The organism is Vibrio sp. VP6 (genome assembly GCF_028823755.1).
In the GTDB taxonomy this organism is placed as follows: Bacteria; Pseudomonadota; Gammaproteobacteria; order Enterobacterales; family Vibrionaceae; genus Vibrio; species Vibrio parahaemolyticus.
Map to the genome: position 1 here is coordinate 16,436 of NZ_JAPEID010000032.1, position 17,418 is coordinate 33,853.

Consider the following 17,418-nt stretch of genomic DNA (forward strand, 5'->3'; position numbering starts at 1 on the left):
ACACATTACACGCGCATTACAATTATTGGCATGACTTTGGGGGCGGTTACGGGGACTGCCCCTTTTTTTATCTGCATTTCCGTGTGTATTAGATTGCACACGATTCAAGCAATAGTTCAAGGTTTAAAACTGGATCTTAACCTTGCAGATCATTTTATTGTTCCAAGATCGAAAAGTCCTACACTGGTCACATAATTGAACAAGTGGACAATATAAATGAGCGGCGACATCGCGAAGCATTCTTCCGCCAGATCTAAGCTGGTAAAAACTCTTTTCTTCACTCTCTGTGTTATCGCATTTGGTGCGATGTATTGGTCTTGGCAGTATTCAGACAGTCACCCAAGCACAGAAGATGCCTATGTTAGGGCAAAAATTTTGTCGGTAGCACCTCAGGTAAAAGGCCAAGTGGTTTCTGTGGATGTCAAAGACTTCCAATCTGTTAACAAAGGTGACCTACTGCTGAAGATAGATTCACGCCCATATTTGTTGGCAGTGAAGCAAGCAAAAGCGGCATACCAATTGGCGGTCCAGCAACATGACGTTGCCGATAAGCAGGTAACTGAAGCTGTTGCGGGCTTAGATGCGGCGCGCTCTAACCTGACAGAAGCGCAAGTAGAGTACAAACGTACGGATTCCCTGGTGAAACGCAAACTGGCGTCGGACCAAGATTTAGATACGGCGAAAAACAAACTAGCCAATGCTCAAGCGAGCCTAGAACAAGCGCGCGCGACGGTAGAAAAAGCCATTGCGAACCGTGGTGAAGAAGGCGTAGAGGCTGCGGTCGTTCAACAAGCGGCAGCACAGTTAGCGCAAGCGGAGCTGAACTTGAGCTACACCGACATTACGTCACCAGTGGATGGCATTGCCGGTGAAATCAATACGCACGTAGGCTCGGTCGTTAGCGTGGGTCAAACGCTGTTTCCTGTGATTTTAAAAGACAGCTATTGGGTACGCGCGAACTTTAAAGAAACCGATCTTACTCACATTAAACCTGGCATGCATGCGGATGTGGTGATTGATATGTACCCAGACGTGGTGTGGAAAGCAACGGTAGAGCAACTGTCGCCTGCGAGTGGTACATCGTTCTCCTTGATGCCACCAGAAAACGCAACGGGTAACTGGGTTAAAATCAAACAGCGTTTCCCTGTACGTTTGGCATTAGAAGTACCGGCCGATGCGCCGCAACTTCGCGTGGGTGCGAGCTCAGAAGTCACCATTGATTTGCAAAGTAGCGTGCAATGAACCATCAAATTACGGCAGACAAACGGGGGATTGCCACCGTCGCCGTGATGCTTTCTGCCATCATGGTGTTAATCGATATGACCGTTGCGAACGTGTCGCTATCGCACATGATGGGCGCGTTGGGCGCAACGGCAGACCAAATTACTTGGGTGCTGACGGGTTACAGCATGGCGGAAGCGATCTTCATTCCGATGACCAGTTTCTGGGTGTCGCGCTTTGGTGAACGCAAAGTCATGCTGGTTGCTGTGATCGGTTTTGTGATTGCCAGTGCGCTTTGTGGGCAAGCACAGTCTCTTGAAGAGATGGTGCTATTTCGCATTATCCAAGGCGCTTTCGGCGCGTCGGTGATTCCATTGGCGCAGTCGACGTTAGTGCAGATTTATCCGTATGAACAAAAAGGCAAAGCGATGGCAATTTTCTCCATCGGCATTTTGCTTGGTCCTATTTTGGGCCCAGTTGTGGGTGGCGTGATCACCGACAACATCAACTGGCGTTGGATTTTTTACATCAACTTGCCATTCGGTTTGATCTGTACCTCTTTGATTTATCGTTATATCCACATCGACAACAAATCCAAACCTAACTTTGACTGGTGGATCATCGGTTACATGGCGTTAGGTGTGGGCGCGTTGCAGTTTGTGTTGGATAAAGGGAACGAAGAAGACTGGCTCAACTCACGCATGATCCAGACCGCGATATTACTCGCTGTCATGGGGTCGGTGATGTGGATTTATCGCAGCTGGAAAACCAAAAGCCCAATAGCGCCATTATGGCTGCTTAAAGACCGAAATCTAATGGTCTCGTCGTTGATGATTGCCGTGGTGTCGATGGCGATGTTTGGCCTGACGACTCAACAACCGATGCTGTTGGAAAGCTTGCTGGATTATCCGGTCTCAACCACTGGCTTATTAATGGCACCGCGTGGATTGGCGTCAGCGGCGATGTTAATTTTGGTGATTAAACTCAATCCGCAATTCGATCCCAGAATCAAAATAGTCTTTGGCTTGAGCTGCATCGGGATTGGTAGTTACTTGATGACGCAATACTCACTGCAGATCGATACATTTTGGATTGTGATGCCGAGTATGATTCAGGGCATGGGGCTTGGTTTAACCTTCTCGACGCTGTCCACCTTGGCGTATTTAACGATTCCGAAAGAGCAATCTGTCGCAGCGGCGAGTATTTACAATCTGTTCCGTACAATTGGTAGTTCGTTTGGTATCTCTATCGCTACCACGTTCCAATATCGTGATAGTCAGCAGCAATGGCATGCGCTGGGAGAGGGTATTAATCCTTATAATCCTAACTTGCATGACTGGGCGGCCAATCAGGGGCTTTTCATTACCGACCCGGTTGCGTTAGACCAATACCAACAGATGTTGCAGCAGCAATCGCAAATGGTCGCGTTTGTGCACACCTTCCAGCTTGTGGGAGTGATGTTCGTGATCATGATGCCGATGCTGGTTTTCATCCGGTCGCGTGAATAACAACAAGTTCAGGTGAACCGTGTAAGAGAAAGCCTCTCAAGTTGTGTCAGCTTGAGAGGCGTTTTTTATTGGACGGTGTCAGTGAAAGAAGGACGTTTACTCAAACGTCACTTCGTCAAAATGCGGATTGGCTTTGAGCGCGCGCATTGCGACTAATTGTTCAGTCGGGAAGGCGGTGTGCTCTCCATCCATATCTAAAAACAAACACTCTTGTCGCTGCATGTCGTAGCCTGTGTCGAACGCGTTGCCCTGATGAGTTTCACCATTTTTTAGTGTGATCTCGATAGGGAGCTTAAACATACAGGCGATTTCAATAAAATCGTATTGGCTGCAAGTCACCATAGTTTTCTCCTTTCAAACCGACGCAGTATTCAGAAGGTTTGAGAACCGTATCCTTAAATAGAAGACGTTTGATTGAAACTGAATCTTCATCTTACACCTCATTTTGGTCACGAAATAGACATACACGCACGTTTTAATAAACCTACTGTTGAGCGTTCGCAAGCGAGACAAAACTACGATATGTCTGAGACGATACTTAAGCGCACATACCTAACGAGTGAACAAAAGACACAAAAGCCAAGTTCACTGATTCCGCCTCAAACCTACCATGCGCAGTTGGCGCACCGTGTTCACCACTCGCCTCAATTTGAAAACGGCCGCGTTAAAAACGAGATGCCAAATGTCCCTAGTCCGCAATCATTCTGGCAGGTGTGTTGGAGTTATCTTGGTGGTAGAACGCCGTTGAGTCCTAACGAACATCTGCCACATTCCCCAATTCAACCCACGCAGTTTGCGCAGCGAAGTGAATCGATGCGCCTTACTTGGCTGGGCCATTCCACTATGCTGGTGGAGGTCGATGGCATTCGAATTCTGACCGATCCGGTATTTGATTACGCTTCTCCGTTCATCGCAAAAGCGTGGTTTGAACGCAATATTCCCAATACCCATGCCAGAGATCGTTTGCCGATTCCTGAAATTATCGTGATTTCGCACGATCATTACGACCATTTAGAAGCATCGACCATACGTTTCTACGCCGATAAACCCGTGACGTTTTATGTGCCCTTAGGGGTTGGCAAGCATCTGATAAAGTGGGGCGTTTGCGCAGACAACATCGTGGAATTCGATTGGTGGGATAGCGTGCACTATGCTGGAATCGAATTGATTTGTACGCCTGCTAACCATAATTCGGGTCGTACTTATTTCGATAAAAACGCGACCCTGTGGGCTTCTTGGGTCATCAAAGGCAAAGAAGAGACGCTCTATTTTAGTGGCGATTCAGCTTACGATTCGCACTTTTCCGAGATAGCACAGCGATGTGGACCAATCGACATTGCTTGTTTGGAAGTGGCTGCCGATGTGAAAGGCCAAGGTTATCCGGTCGAAAACTGGGGGCACATGCAGGCTCACCATACCGTGCAAGCGTTTCACGATTTAAGTGCGAAAAAACTGTTGCCAGTACATTGGGCTACATACGAGCTATTTACTCACCGCTGGGACGAACCGATTTTAGATTTGCTTGCCCATTGTCAAAAAGAACATATAACGCTGCTGACGCCAATGCCGGGGGAGAGTTTTTACGTTCATCAAGAACATATAAATAAACAGTGGTGGCGAGAAAAAGAAATATGTGAGCCAGCTAGAATTTTGACTTAATAATATGATCTTACTTCAATAATTATTTTAGAAATTAACTTTGTTATTTTCAGAATATAACAAGGTTTTTACTGGTCATTGAAATTAAAAATTTCCATAGATTCACTTTCCAATTGTGATCTCACGCTTTTATAAATCGATTGGTGTCATTTTTTGATACTTTTCATCTGAAAATTTGCGCTCTTATCAGAAAAGTTTTAGTAAAAATCTTTGCCAGCTTAATTTTACTCTTCAAAACAATTATACTGACTATTATCTTGATAAGCCCATAGAGCAATGGCTATAACTTGTTCTTGATGGGTAAAATGTATCCAGTTAAAGAAAAGTAAAAGAATCTAATGGATAAGACATGTTTTACGCCAACAAGATAGAATATTGAGACCAAAATCACAAGAGTAGGACTCTCTTGAATTTATCATCATGGATGCTGAATAAATAAAATACAGGCATTGTTAGATGAATAATTCTGCAACGTATTTACTTGCTGCTTTACGAGAAAAAATAAAAGAAAAAGGCATTGGATATTCTGAGCTTTCTATTGGACTTGGAATCCCGCTTTCTACTATAAAAAGGCAGCTTCACAATACGTCTCTTGGTTTAGATAAAATCTTGTTGTACGCCACGCACCTTGATACGGATTTGGTTGAGTTATCCATGCGAGGTAAGCAGCTGCAGCAAGAGAGTGAACAGTTTATCACCGACACCAACAGTGAGATTTTCCATCAATATCCTCACTTATTTGATTTTCTTTATCTTTTGCGTCGACCTGAGTGGTCTTTAGAAGAGATCGCACGGAGATACCAGCTGAATGATACTTCCGTTGCGCTCTATTTACGTGCACTAGAAATGATGGATTACATTGAACTGAAAGGGGATAAACACTATCAATTTAAAGATACAGGCCGCTTTATTTTTGAAGAAGGTTCAAATTTAGACACGCTATTTGCACAGCGCTTTCGTGAAGAAGTGTTTAGCCACGATATTCGACCTCCAATTTGTGTTGGACGCATTGCGATTACCGAAGAACAAGAAGAAAAACTGGCAAATGAAGTGTACAACAAATTAATTGAGTTTGATGTTCAAAATAAAACCAGTGAAAACAGTCAACGACTAAAAAATGTTTTACTCACTTTTACGCCTGGTAATCAGATATTTTTGGCTGACACAATTCCGAATATTAATGGCGATTTATTAAAAGCCATCACTGTCGCTAAAGAAAAATAAAAGAATAATTATTGGAAGCTCGTGCTTATTTAGTGCGAGCCGGGCTTCTACACACTAAAAACACTCATTTATATAAATGAGAATATAAAAATAACGTAAATAATAGGGAAAAAGTATGTTTAAAAAGAGCACACTTGCCATTCTGATCGGGGCTACTATTTCGCTTGTTGGATGTGGTTCCAATGATAAAACTGAAATCCGTTTACCACAGGCGCCAACTTCAGAATTTACTAACGTGATTGATCGTACTGGTAATCCAACTTACCTGCGTGATTACGACAGTTATTCGAACCTGAAGTACAACGCACTCACGGACAACGGCGCGTGGCATGGCCATTTGCTACCTGAAGATGCGGCGGGTTATGGCGCTTTCGGCGGTATTATGCAAGTGACGCAAGAGTACGCGCATTTTATGTCTGGCCAAACGTTCGACAAGCTCACGTTGACCGACAAAGTGAGTGGCCAAACTTACGATTTATCGAACGCAGAAGCGAAAGTCTATTCCATTCCAGGTGCGTTAGTGCAGGTGTTGGACTTGGACGATATTCACGTGCAAATGGTGCTGCGCTTCGTGACTGACCGTTCTTCGCTGGTGGAAACGCTCATCACTAACAAAACTGATCGTGATATGAACTTGGCGTTGGAGTGGGACGGCGAGTTGGTGAAATACGCGCTGTCGACGCGCAAAGACCAAACCGTGGCGCAGTACTACCCAGATTACAAGCGCCAGATTTCGACCATCGAGAACGGCATTAAAATTAACTTTAGCGAGATGAAAGACAACTGGGCGATCCGTAATGACCGCGATGCCGAGTTCCGCATTACTCGTTCTCTACCAACGAAGACGTTCACCAACGAAACCTCATTCAGTTCTACCGCGGAGATGAGCCTACCAGCTGAGCAAACATCGGCGGTTTATACGGCGTATTCTAACCTGCACAATGCGAAAGAAGTGCAGTCAGAATCGTTGAAATTGCAAGATGTATTAGCGAATCCAACTCAATACATGGAAGCGTCGAAAGCGCGTTGGGACGGCTATTTAGCGAATGGTCTTATCAACAAAGAAGCGACAGCAGACCAAGCTCGCGTAGCGGTAAAAGCGATGGAGACCCTAAACGGTAACTGGCGCTCTGCGGCGGGCGATATTGAACAAGCGACAGTCACGCCATCGGTCACTGCGCGTTGGTTCTCTGGTAACTTAACGTGGCCGTGGGATTCGTGGAAACAAGCGTACGCGATGGCGCATTTCAACCCAGATGTTGCGATGGACAACATTCGCACGGTATTCCAAGAGCAAGTTCAAGCTGATGACAAGATTCGTCCGCAAGACAAAGGCTACTTGCTGGATGTGTTGACGTACACCAAACCTGTTAGTCGTGGTGGTGCTGGCTCTGAAAACTGGAACGAACGCAATACGAAACCATCGTTGGCGGCATGGTCTGTGATGGAGGTGTATTACGCTCTCGTGAACCAGTTTGATCGCCCAGAAGACGCGCAAAAATTCATTGATGAAATGTATCCGAAGTTGGTGGCATACCACGATTGGTGGCTATCCAACCGCGACCACAACCAAAATGGTGTGCCTGAATACGGCGCGGCAGTAGACCCAGCACACAACACGGAAGAAGGCGTGATGTACGTTTGGGTAGAAACGCGCGATCCTAACTTCACGACCATTATTCCTGCAGAAGACATCATCGAGCAAAACGGTAATTCTTATAAAGTAAAAGGCATGGCGTCTTACAATAAGATTCTCGATGAAGTGGATTACATGACGATTCACGTCGGCGCACAAGAAGCGGCGGGCTGGGAATCGGGCATGGATAACGCGGCTCGTTTTGGCTTTATCTACAACATCCACAATATGAATTCGCAAGCTGAAGACATCAGCAATCCAGACAGAAATGTGGATCAACTTGGTCGCTACGCGGCAAGTGCGTACGGCTTTGATAACAGCATCAAGCTGGAAGGCGAAGAGTGGGTGTACAGTAATACGTCAGCGGAAAACTTAGCGAAACTCGATCTTGCGAAGAAAGATTGGGAAGTTCGTTTTGCAGAAAACCGCACCAACAATAACGCAGCGGACGGCGAGCTGCTTGGCTTCTCTATGCTGCAAGAATCGGTGGATCAAGCCTCTTACATGTACTCAGACAACAAATACTTAGCGGAAATGGCGAAGTTGGTGTCCGATGGCGTAGAAGGTAAAGACCGCGCGCAAGAATTCCTGAACGGCGCCGAGAAAATCAAAACGTACATTAACCAATGTATGTTTGATGAAAGCACAGGGTTTTTCTACGACATTCACTTAAATGTGGCTGAAGATGGCACTACTCCTGCGCCTCTTGCAAATGGCTGTGCGGGTTTGCCGATTGTAGAGCGTGGACGTGGCCCTGAAGGTTGGTCGCCGCTGTTTAATGGTGCAGCAACGCAAGAGCATGCCGATAAAGTGATCGCGGTGATGCGTGATCAAGACGAGTTCAACACGCCAGATAAATTCCAAGGAACGGGAGTGCCTTTGCCGACCGCATCGCAAACCAACCCTGCTTACGGTAAAGATGTGTACTGGCGTGGTCGCGTGTGGCTAGACCAAGTGTACTTTGGCTTCCGTGCGATGGAAAACTACGGCTACAAAGAAGAAGCGATCGCAATGGCGAATGAGTTGTTTAACAACGCAGAAGGTATGACGGGTGACATGCCAATCCGTGAAAACTACAACCCTGAGACGGGCGCGGTACAAGGTGCGTCGAACTTCTCTTGGTCTGCGGCGCATTTGTACATGATGTACAACGGATTCTTCAAAAACTAGATCGCACACATTAGGCGCTTTGGATGACCCCCCTAGCATTCGTAGCGCTTAACGAACGATAATTCAGTGACAAATAAGACAAACCGGACTGTATTGGCAGTCCGGTTTTTTTATGTCTCTTGTCACAAAGATTTTAGTGCTGGGTCAGGGCGTGTTGCCATATCGAAAGCATCTCTTCACTAAACAAGTAAAAGCGCATGTCGAGTGCCGCGTATTCCGGTCTTTGACAAACGGCCATCGCGACTTCTGCTGCTTCTTGAGGTGGGTAACCATACACTCCGCAAGAAATCGCAGGCAGCGCCACACTTTGGCAGTGGTTGGCGAGCGCGAGATCCAGCGAACGTTGATATGCAGATTCCAACACCGCTTTTGGATCGGCGAATTTATCGTAAATCGGGCCAACGGCGTGAATGACGTAACGCGCGTTTAAATTGCCAGCCTCAGTAATGCGTGCGTCACCAAACGGGCATCGAATACCGTCGACATCATCAACGGCATAACACGCATTGATAAGTGCAGGCCCTGCTGCGCGATGAATGGCACCATCGACGCCACCTCCGCCGAGCATTCTCGGGTTTGCTGCATTCACGATGGCATCGACATGTGCGGTGGTGATGTCGCCTTGGACTAACGAGATCGCGTTCATTTTTTTGAGCCTTCTACAATGATGAGAAACAAATGGTCAGTAACACAGTTAAGTGTAGCTTACTCATCAATCACTTGAGGTTTTAACTCGACGACATTTCCTTCCGGATCATGAATATAGAGTGAGCGACCGAACCCCTGTGCGCCGTAGCGCTTCGCAAACTCTTCGGTTTCAATGCCGTTCGAACGCAGATATTCCAGTATTTCATTTTCGTAAAAAGGCGCTAGTTGCAGGCAAAAATGGTCAATATTACGACCATTTTGAACTGGGGGCTTTCCGCCAAGTTGCCCTAACTCGCTGTCCACCGTCACCACATCAATCAATGCGTTACCAGCCCTAAGCTGGGTTAAACCAAGCTCCATTACTTCGCGCTCGACTGGGCAACCCAAAACATCTCGATAGAAATGCAACATGGCGTCGAGGTTGCACGTTCTTAACACGATATGATCAAGGGCTTGGATTGCGATTGGGTTGTTGGTGGGCATGCTTCACTCCTTTTGTGCGGTTATGGAAAAGTATACGACCTGAACGTCCATATTGATCGTTAAGTCATTTTTAACATATGCACTTTTGGTCATAAAGAGTGCGTTTAAGAAGAGAGAAAGAGTGTTTGGCGAAACGCCTTGATGTGCGACCGCGTCAGGCGTTTAGGCCTGTAGCAAATTGGTCACGCGCCCAAGCTCGCAAACGTTGATGGGAAGTACTGGATTCATCTCGTTTATGGAAAATCAGCTTATAGCTGACCGGCTCGGAAAACATTGGAGTTTGAATGACTTGCAGATTCAAAGCCGATTGCCATTTCTGCGCCAAAGACAGGGGAAGCACGCCTAAGCAATCGTGTTTCGCGACATAAAGCATCATGCCAGAGAGCGATGTTGTCATCATTTCCACATCACGCTCTTGCAGTCCTGACTGGTGAATTTCGGTGTCGCTAACTGGGAAGTCCTCGTCTCCGACAAATCGACAGTGCTTTTCAGAATAAAACTGTTCTTGTTCGATTTTTCCTGCGATACGTGGGTGATCTTGACGACAAATCACCACCATTGGCTCTTCAAAAATTGACTCACTGATAAACGATGGGTCATGAATGTTCGTTGGGCTAATAATCAAATCGATCTGTTTAAGTCGTAGATCGTTCAATAACGAAGGTAAATCCGTATCGGCGCAAATGCTGATCGTGTTGGTTGGTGTGATGCGGTGGATCAGCGCCTCGTTACAGCTCAGGCGGAAAGTGCTTTGATCGGAAATGGCATCATTAATCATCGCAAACGCCTGATGAAATTTAGGTAGCAACTGATGCGCTACAGAAGTGAGTTTGATTTGTCGCCCATCCTTCACAAATAACGATTTGTTGGTTTCTTTTTCCAAACGCTTCATGGATGCGCTAATCGCAGGCTGAGTTAGCCCTAGGTGCTCTGCGGCGCGAGAGTAAGATTGATATTCAGCAACAATTAAAAAGGTTTGGATTAGATTAAAATCCATACGATACCTAAATAAAAATAATCACTAGATTGAGTGGGTGGCTCTTTGATTTTTGGGCTAGATGTTCGCCCTAGACACCCACCTTGAAATAAGCCTCCTTAACGTACTTACGAACTAAGGAGGCGACAGAGCAGTGGTTCGTTAAAACGAATTATTTAACTACTTTGATTTCAGGCATTTGATACTCACCACTTTGGATTGCATCGTCTGCGCCGTAGAAACGCATGATGGCGTAGAACGGTTTTTCAGGTACTGGCAAGAAGTTTGGATCGTCTGCTCGGCCTTTCTCGTTCGCACTCATGTAAATGGTGTAGTAACCGTCTTTGTCTGCTTTCATGGTTCGGTCGCCACGGCTGTGACGGTTTAGGTCGTTTTTCGCCATCAAACGGTTGTCGTTGCCGTAAATAGTAACAGACCAGAATTCGCTGACGTTCGGCGCTTTAAAGCGCATCACGTAATCATGCTTCGAACCATCCAGTTTTTGACCAGTGCTGTCGAAATCTGATTTACGGTAAGACGCTTCGATAGGTGGTAAGCCCCACTGACCAAGGTAAGTACCTTCTGCAAAAATATCGCGTGGCGCATCACCCAAGGTATCGCGTGTACCAAGCAACGTACGAGCATCTGTCATTTTAGGTGCAAGTTCGACGAGGTGTTCCATGCCTTTCTTCTCACCAACTTTTGCCAGTTTTAGCTGCTCAGGTGTGAAGTCAGTTTTGCATGGTTCAACGCCGATAGATTGGTATTTGTCCAACCACTGTTTGTCTGCATTGCCCATCGAGCCATCACATAGCACGAAGTTCACGCGTTCAAGCCATGTTGAATTTTTGGGATCTGGGTACGTTCTTTGTACTGGTTTTGGCCCGTTCTTACCTAAATATTCCGATAGGGTACGAATGTTCCATTGGTCCATGTAGTTAAGCGCGACTTTCGCATCTTCGTCATTCACTGCCATGATGCGACCCATCAGCTTCACAAGGTTGCTGTCTACGCGAACCACTTCGTCGACAGAAGCTGGCACTTCACCTTGCCAATCTTGTGCTGCAAACATGAACTGGCCGCCTTTTGTGCCGCGAGTACGAGAACTGAACGCTGCGTTGGTGTAGTGGCCCATGTCCATTGTGTGCAAGATCCAGTAACGGCCTTCATCCATATCAGGCACGCTCACAATGACAGGTTCTGCAGCAACATCTAACCAGCCCATAAGGTGAAGCGTATCGTTATTAATGGTTGGGTGAGCGGTGTAAGAGTCATCAGCTAGAGCACGAATATTCTGAAAGCGGTTCAGTGGATAGTTGTTTTCTACCGCCGTGTGATAGAAAAACTTGTACGCTTCATCAATAGAGTAGCCGTAGATATAAGCATCTTCTGCAAGATCAACATTGGTGTTAGCCGCAAATACAGGGCTGGCTCCTAGCGCTGATAATCCCAATAGAGTAACGAGTAATTTTTGTTTCATGGCTGGTTTCATCCATTTGGTTGTGAGGATATGTTTCCAGCTAAGCTTAGTCGTTAACCCGTTTATTACAGAAATGAATTGTGAGTATTTAGTCTATATCAAAAGTGATATACTTTGAGAAAAGCTAAAGAGATAATGTTGATGAACTTTGATTACAATTTGCTCAAGGTGCTTGCGGTGATTCTTGAAACACGCAACACCACAACGGCTGCGGAGCGTTTGTGCACCAGCCAGCCTGCTGTGAGCCGAAGCTTGCGTAAAATTCGGGATTTGTTTAACGACGACATTTTAGTGCGTAAGGGCACCAATATGGAGCTCACGCCGAAAGCCGAAGAGATCAAAGCGCAGCTTTCTGGGATCATCAACGACATCGACAAGCTGGTGAATGTTTCTCATAGTTTTGATCCTGCGACCGAAAGCAGTGTTCTGCGTGTTGCGATCAACTCGTCCATTGCGCAATGGTTTTCTGCCGCGTTTACTCAGCTGCTAGCCAAGGAAGCGCCGTTTATGAACTTGGTGATCGAAGACTGGACGGAAACCACGCCAGACAAAATCGATGCGGGTGAAATCGCTTTTGGTATCAACTATTTCCCTATGGAGTTGCCGAAGCATCTGGTTCAGAAAAAAGGCGGGCGGGACGACTTTGCTCTGGCCTGCCGTGCGACGCATCCGCATGGTGGCAAACGCATGTATTTGGATGACATTTCAGAGTACGCGTACGCGGTTCACATCATCCAACATTGGAATGAAAAAGAAGATCACATCTCGCGCTTATTACAGCCTTTTTTAGTTGTCCCAAGAATTCAACTGCGTACCACGCACATCAACACCATTTTGAATTTGGTTGCGGATAGCGATGTGCTGTTTCCTTGTTCGCGTCACTTGATCAATCAGTTAGATAAGCGTTTTTCTTTTATCGAATTTGATGACGCGCTGCCGAAATTAGAGGGTAACTTCGGTTACGTTTACAGCGTAAAGCGCCGCAATGATCCGTTGATATTGTGGGTTAACAATACCGTTGAATCGTTGATGAAGTCGTTAGGCATTGAGTCGTAACAATGGTTGGTGAAACGGTTTGAACAACCGGGTTCAATAACGCACTGATCCCGGTTGTGTTGCTTGATGCAATTACTCGTATTCAGAAGCGTAAGTTTCTTCATAAGTGTGCGAGTAAAGCTCGAACAGGTTGCCGAATGGGTCTTCTAGATAGACCATTTTCGCAGGCTTGTTATCGTCTTCTGGGTGGTAACGCATGATGTCCATACGAACTTTGCCTCCAAACGCTTCAGTGCGCTTGATTGCAGCTTCAAAGTCGTCCGTCTGCAAACAGAAATGGAAGATACCGATGCGAGAAAAATCCACTTCATGGTGCGCTTGACGCTCTTTCATTTCAAATAACTCAAGTCCGATGCCATCGCTTGTCACTAGATGCGCAATGTTGAAGCCTTTAAAGCCCTCACCAAAGACCGCAATACACATTCTGCCAATTGCGGTTTCGCGTTCTTCAATCACTTTCGTGTTGCCCATAACGACTTTTAGACCAAGCGCTTGCGTGTAAAACTCAACCGCTTTATCCATATCTCCGACCATAATACCGACATGATTCATTTTCATTTGTTTGCTCCCAACATGTGTACTTAAACGTTGTTTTGTTTCGATGTGGGAGAGTATATGGTGCGGTTTTAATTACATGAAATTATCATAAATTATAAAAATAATAATTTTATGTAATCAGTGTGGGCGGGGTTCGAGCTAATTGGCTAATGCCTCAATAGCTTGCTGTACCGAGGTGAAGTGAATTTTGATGATGCATCTTTGTGCGAGACTAAACTCATGCGACTGGATGAGTGACGTAACTTCCTCGACGGACAGTGTGCGTTCTTCCGGTTGTAAAACGGTGGTGTTCGAATCGTTGTATTGCAATCCGAACGTGTTGCCATTTGAGTCAATTACGTAATCATCTGGCCCCCAAATGAGCGCTTCGCATTCGGAATCAAGATCGGCATGAGAACGCAAATAGATAAGTTCATCGTCGCCATCGAGTTTCAATAAACATGGCCATGTAACCATGGGGCCTCCAGTGTAGTGGCTAAAATTGTTTCAATGTCTGAAAGGGCAAGGTGAGCGCTGGCTTTCAAGGTGTTGGCCTTAAACCGCAGTCAAAAATTACGTGTGTTGAGCAATAATCGAAAACAGCTCGTCAACCGTTCTTGCCACGTAATCTGGTTGCACGCTCCAACGCTCAGGCATCGCGCCGCTGTACGCTGCTGCAACGGCAATCACCTTACTTTGGCCACCCAACAGCTGTTCGATGTTGCGTGCGAATTGCGTGTCGGCTTCATGGTCACCGATGTACATCAGCTGTCTATTTTCTGCGTGACCAAAAATCGACTCAACGCATTTGATGCCACTGTACGCATCGGGCTTTTGGTGTCCGTTCGAGACGTCATCATACCCGATGATGGATTTAAACGGCGCGCTGATGCCGTTGTCGGACAGCACTCGACGAATATTGCTTTGTGAGTTTTGAGAGCAAATGCCGTGAGGCAGCTGCGCAAACTCTTTAACAACGCCATCAATGCCTTCAAACAGGGTTACTGGTGTTTGGTTTTTCTCTTGATGCTCTGCCCATAAACCACCAGCTTTTAGCATTTCATCATGGGACATGCCGTAGTAATCCACGTAGAGCTCTTGCCAGTTTTTCGCCGCGTGGTTTGCGTAGTGATAGTTGGCTTCTGAATGGAGATATTTCGGTAAATTATCGCCAGTTAAATGCGGGGCTACGATGGCTAAGATCGCTTTGGTGATGTCGATGTTTTTCGGTACAGAGTTTACGAGTGTCCCATCGTAATCCCACAATATGGCGTCTAATTTCATTCAACGTTCTCGTTGTTATTGATGGTTAAAAGCTGGAACCGGGTTGCTGCAAAAATGCTAACTCTTCAGGTGTGCTTTCTCTACCCAAGATGGCGTTGCGATGTGGGTAACGTCCAAATTGGTCGATGATGGCTTTGTGTTTTAGCTCAAAATCGTAGTTATTTTCAAGCCCTGATGCGCGAAACAATTTCTCAGCTTCGACATGAATACGTCGAGATTCGCTGTGCATAAACGGCATGTACAAAAAGCTTAGCTGCTCAGGCGCTAATTCTTGATCGTGTCCTAACCGAATTGCTTCTTGAGCCAATGCTAATGCGAGCGGGTCTTGCGCAAACGCTTTTGGGGTGTTGCGATACACATTACGTGAAAACTGGTCGAGAACGATGATTTCGGCCAATCGTCCTTGTGCGCTGTCACGCCAATTAAACAGTTCACAACGAGCGGCTTGTTCTAGTACCGAGGCAAATCGTGACGCAATATGTTTGTCCAGTTCTGGGTTGTTTTCAAACCAGTTTTGAGGCGTTAGCTCCTCGAACCAGAACTTGATGATTTGGTGATGCATGGCGCTTCCTTTTGTTGTGCCTTAACAGCAAAAAGCCAGAAGCGTGGCTTCTGGCTCTTGGCGTGTTATCGACCGTAAGTCTCTACGATGTAACGTTCAAAATCGTCACACATTTGTTCGTCAGAGATGGCGTTGCTTGCCAGTTCTGTACTGCCGTCGACGACTTTAATCGTCGCGTTCAGTGAAGCGACTGGTGCTCGTTCTCGCGTCGCAAGTGAGTCGATTTTCTTCTGCTGCACTTCCCACGCCTGTTCTGGGGATAGGTTACACACGTCCGCTAGGTACTTGGCGTTAAAGCCTTCGCCAGTCAGGCTGACAATGGTTTCGTTGTGCGATAAGTGATTGCCTGCGTGCCAGTAGTGTTTTGCCAACAGTGGGCCAATTTCTGGGTTATCCGTCAGGTAGCCAAACTGCTCAAGGAAGTATGCACGGGTCTGATACACCGCCATGTGCGCGAGTAGATAACCTTGGTATGCACAAGCCGCTTCGTCAGATAGCAAATGTGGAATCGCCATCAGTGGGCGAGGGCTGCATTCCAAACCAAGGATCTGTTTTTCACAATCGCGAGCCAGCTTAGTGATGTGCTCTGGCGTTAACTCATCATCGCTAAGTTGATATAACGCGCGCTCAAAGTACGGCACAACCAAGATGCTACGTTCTTCATAAGCTTTGAATGGCTGACGACTGTTGATCATCGCTTGAATTGTCTCATCAGGAACCGAATTCCCTTCATCATCCAGTGCGTACTGTTTTAGCCAATCGGCATCGGTTAACAGGCTGTCACAGAACATCGACTGAGTTTCTGCATAAGCCATCGACGTCGGCGCAAACTCCTGCGAAAAACAAGGCGCGTTCATTTTTACGTTCGCAAAGTGTGCTGCGTGGCCACCTTCGTGGAACAGCGTGTTAATGCCATCGTAGCCGCTACCCACTTGATCTGGTTTGGCATTGCTGGTGAAGTTCACCTGTGCTGCGACCCATTCGCCTTGATTGTAGAAAGAAGGGATCGGGCCGTGGCAGAACCCGTTTGGGTACTTACCTTTGCGGTCTAATAAATCCAGCGTTAGCGTCGCGCCAGAGTAATCAATATTCAGACGACCAAACGATTCTACCCAGCGTCTCAGAGATTTAGAGAACGGCACGTATGGGTCAAGGTCACGCATGACGTCACCCGCGAACGAGTAAACAAAGTTGAAGCCTGTTAGTGCACTTGCGCCTTTCTCTTTCGCCAAGTTTTCTAAGCTGTTTAGGTGCGCATTTCGCGTGCGTTGTTCGAAATCTTCCAAAATCTCGAATAGCTGCTCAGAGCTCATCTTTTCCGTTTTTTGTACGGAGTAATCAAAGAAGGTCGCATAACCCAGTGAGCGAGCGAACTGGTTGCGCAGTTTGATCAGTTCTATAAAGCCGTTTTGCAGTAGCCATTGTTCAAGGTTCAGCAATGCTTGATGAGCCGATTGGCGAACTTCTTCATGATTGCTGGTGCGAATGGTTGAGCTCAATACTGGCAGTGAACCTTCTACTTGCTCGCCGTTTTCATCGGTAAACGTTTGTACGTGGTTCTGTTTTTTCTCGAATAGCTCAGCTTCAAAGGCAATGAGCTGATTTTTCAACGCTTGTGCTTTTTCTCCCTCGATGGCGTGAGATTCAAACATCGCTAGCCAACCAGAAAGACCCGTAATGGTTTGCTGTTTCTCTTGTGGGTCGGTAATTGAGTCCGCGGCTTCAAGCTGTTGTTTGATGGCAGTAATTTGCTCGGCGTTGCTCAAAAAGCTTGTCCACGCCGTTTGTGCTTGCGTTGAGCCATCATGGTCATCGCTGATCCCCATGTAAGTTTCCCAAAAGAAATCTTCTTTGGTGCGGTGAATCGCGAGGTAACGTTGATTGAGGTCGTTGAGATAATCCGTTGCGGTCATTTTGATCCTTCAAATGGTTTCGTTATGTAGACAGTTGATTATTGCACGCTTGGCCGCGAGA

General features: G+C 46.4%; 16 protein-coding genes. 6 read left to right on the forward strand and 10 right to left on the reverse strand.

Annotated elements, in window-relative coordinates; all coding sequences use genetic code 11:
• Positions 1-216 precede the first annotated feature (216 nt).
• Both OU793_RS18075 and OU793_RS18080 read left to right on the forward strand, forming a co-directional pair.
• Positions 217-1,242: an HlyD family secretion protein gene (locus tag OU793_RS18075; protein WP_021821227.1), complete on the forward strand. Its 1,026-nt coding sequence runs from the start codon at positions 217-219 to the stop codon at positions 1,240-1,242.
• Entirely contained in the window at positions 1,239-2,729 is a 1,491-nt protein-coding gene (locus tag OU793_RS18080) for an MDR family MFS transporter (protein WP_140166825.1), read from the forward strand. The genes OU793_RS18075 and OU793_RS18080 overlap by 4 nt, the downstream gene beginning before the upstream one ends.
• A gap of 96 nt (positions 2,730-2,825) precedes the next feature.
• Here the strand turns inward: OU793_RS18080 and OU793_RS18085 are convergent, their stop codons facing one another.
• Positions 2,826-3,071, reverse strand: a complete 246-nt coding sequence (locus OU793_RS18085) for a Rho-binding antiterminator (RefSeq protein WP_005460845.1) — start codon at positions 3,069-3,071, stop codon at positions 2,826-2,828.
• A 180-nt stretch (positions 3,072-3,251) separates the two neighbouring features.
• Between OU793_RS18085 and OU793_RS18090 the strand changes: the two genes are divergently transcribed.
• The 3 genes from OU793_RS18090 to ygjK all read left to right on the forward strand — a co-directional run bounded on the left by OU793_RS18090 (position 3,252) and on the right by ygjK (position 8,418).
• Positions 3,252-4,388, forward strand: a complete 1,137-nt coding sequence (locus OU793_RS18090; protein ID WP_159404260.1) for an MBL fold metallo-hydrolase — start codon at positions 3,252-3,254, stop codon at positions 4,386-4,388.
• 456 nt (positions 4,389-4,844) lie between these two features.
• Positions 4,845-5,612 carry a hypothetical protein gene (locus tag OU793_RS18095; RefSeq protein WP_025536215.1) on the forward strand — a complete coding sequence of 256 codons (768 nt, stop codon included), beginning with the start codon at positions 4,845-4,847 and terminating at the stop codon, positions 5,610-5,612.
• Between the two features lie 115 nt (positions 5,613-5,727).
• Complete coding sequence (ygjK, locus tag OU793_RS18100) at positions 5,728-8,418, forward strand: alpha-glucosidase (RefSeq protein WP_021450375.1); 2,691 nt, start codon at positions 5,728-5,730, stop codon at positions 8,416-8,418.
• A 133-nt stretch (positions 8,419-8,551) separates the two neighbouring features.
• Here ygjK and OU793_RS18105 read toward each other — a convergent pair whose 3' ends face one another.
• From OU793_RS18105 to OU793_RS18120, 4 genes are all read right to left on the reverse strand, one after another.
• Positions 8,552-9,064 (reverse strand): O-acetyl-ADP-ribose deacetylase, encoded by a 513-nt coding sequence (locus tag OU793_RS18105; RefSeq protein WP_005391939.1) that lies wholly within the window; start codon positions 9,062-9,064, stop codon positions 8,552-8,554.
• 59 nt (positions 9,065-9,123) lie between these two features.
• On the reverse strand, positions 9,124-9,549 hold the full coding sequence (locus OU793_RS18110; protein ID WP_140333880.1) for a VOC family protein: 426 nt from the start codon (positions 9,547-9,549) through the stop codon (positions 9,124-9,126).
• 154 nt (positions 9,550-9,703) lie between these two features.
• Complete coding sequence (locus OU793_RS18115) at positions 9,704-10,546, reverse strand: LysR family transcriptional regulator (protein ID WP_063517886.1); 843 nt, start codon at positions 10,544-10,546, stop codon at positions 9,704-9,706.
• A 151-nt stretch (positions 10,547-10,697) separates the two neighbouring features.
• Positions 10,698-12,005, reverse strand: a complete 1,308-nt coding sequence (locus tag OU793_RS18120; protein WP_015312778.1) for a DUF1254 domain-containing protein — start codon at positions 12,003-12,005, stop codon at positions 10,698-10,700.
• A gap of 141 nt (positions 12,006-12,146) precedes the next feature.
• Here OU793_RS18120 and OU793_RS18125 point away from each other — a divergent pair, with 141 nt between their 5' ends.
• Positions 12,147-13,061 (forward strand): LysR family transcriptional regulator, encoded by a 915-nt coding sequence (locus tag OU793_RS18125; protein ID WP_025983271.1) that lies wholly within the window; start codon positions 12,147-12,149, stop codon positions 13,059-13,061.
• A gap of 72 nt (positions 13,062-13,133) precedes the next feature.
• Here OU793_RS18125 and OU793_RS18130 read toward each other — a convergent pair whose 3' ends face one another.
• The 5 genes from OU793_RS18130 to OU793_RS18150 form a co-directional block, all read right to left on the reverse strand.
• Positions 13,134-13,619 carry a VOC family protein gene (locus tag OU793_RS18130; protein ID WP_140103574.1) on the reverse strand — a complete coding sequence of 162 codons (486 nt, stop codon included), beginning with the start codon at positions 13,617-13,619 and terminating at the stop codon, positions 13,134-13,136.
• 138 nt (positions 13,620-13,757) lie between these two features.
• Complete coding sequence (locus OU793_RS18135; protein ID WP_025545365.1) at positions 13,758-14,075, reverse strand: DUF4144 domain-containing protein; 318 nt, start codon at positions 14,073-14,075, stop codon at positions 13,758-13,760.
• 96 nt (positions 14,076-14,171) lie between these two features.
• Positions 14,172-14,882: an HAD family hydrolase gene (locus OU793_RS18140; protein WP_140103573.1), complete on the reverse strand. Its 711-nt coding sequence runs from the start codon at positions 14,880-14,882 to the stop codon at positions 14,172-14,174.
• A 25-nt stretch (positions 14,883-14,907) separates the two neighbouring features.
• On the reverse strand, positions 14,908-15,444 hold the full coding sequence (locus tag OU793_RS18145; RefSeq protein ID WP_025588946.1) for a DUF924 family protein: 537 nt from the start codon (positions 15,442-15,444) through the stop codon (positions 14,908-14,910).
• Positions 15,445-15,509: 65 nt separating this feature from the next.
• Positions 15,510-17,357, reverse strand: a complete 1,848-nt coding sequence (locus tag OU793_RS18150; protein WP_140103572.1) for a M3 family metallopeptidase — start codon at positions 17,355-17,357, stop codon at positions 15,510-15,512.
• Positions 17,358-17,418: the final 61 nt, after the last annotated feature.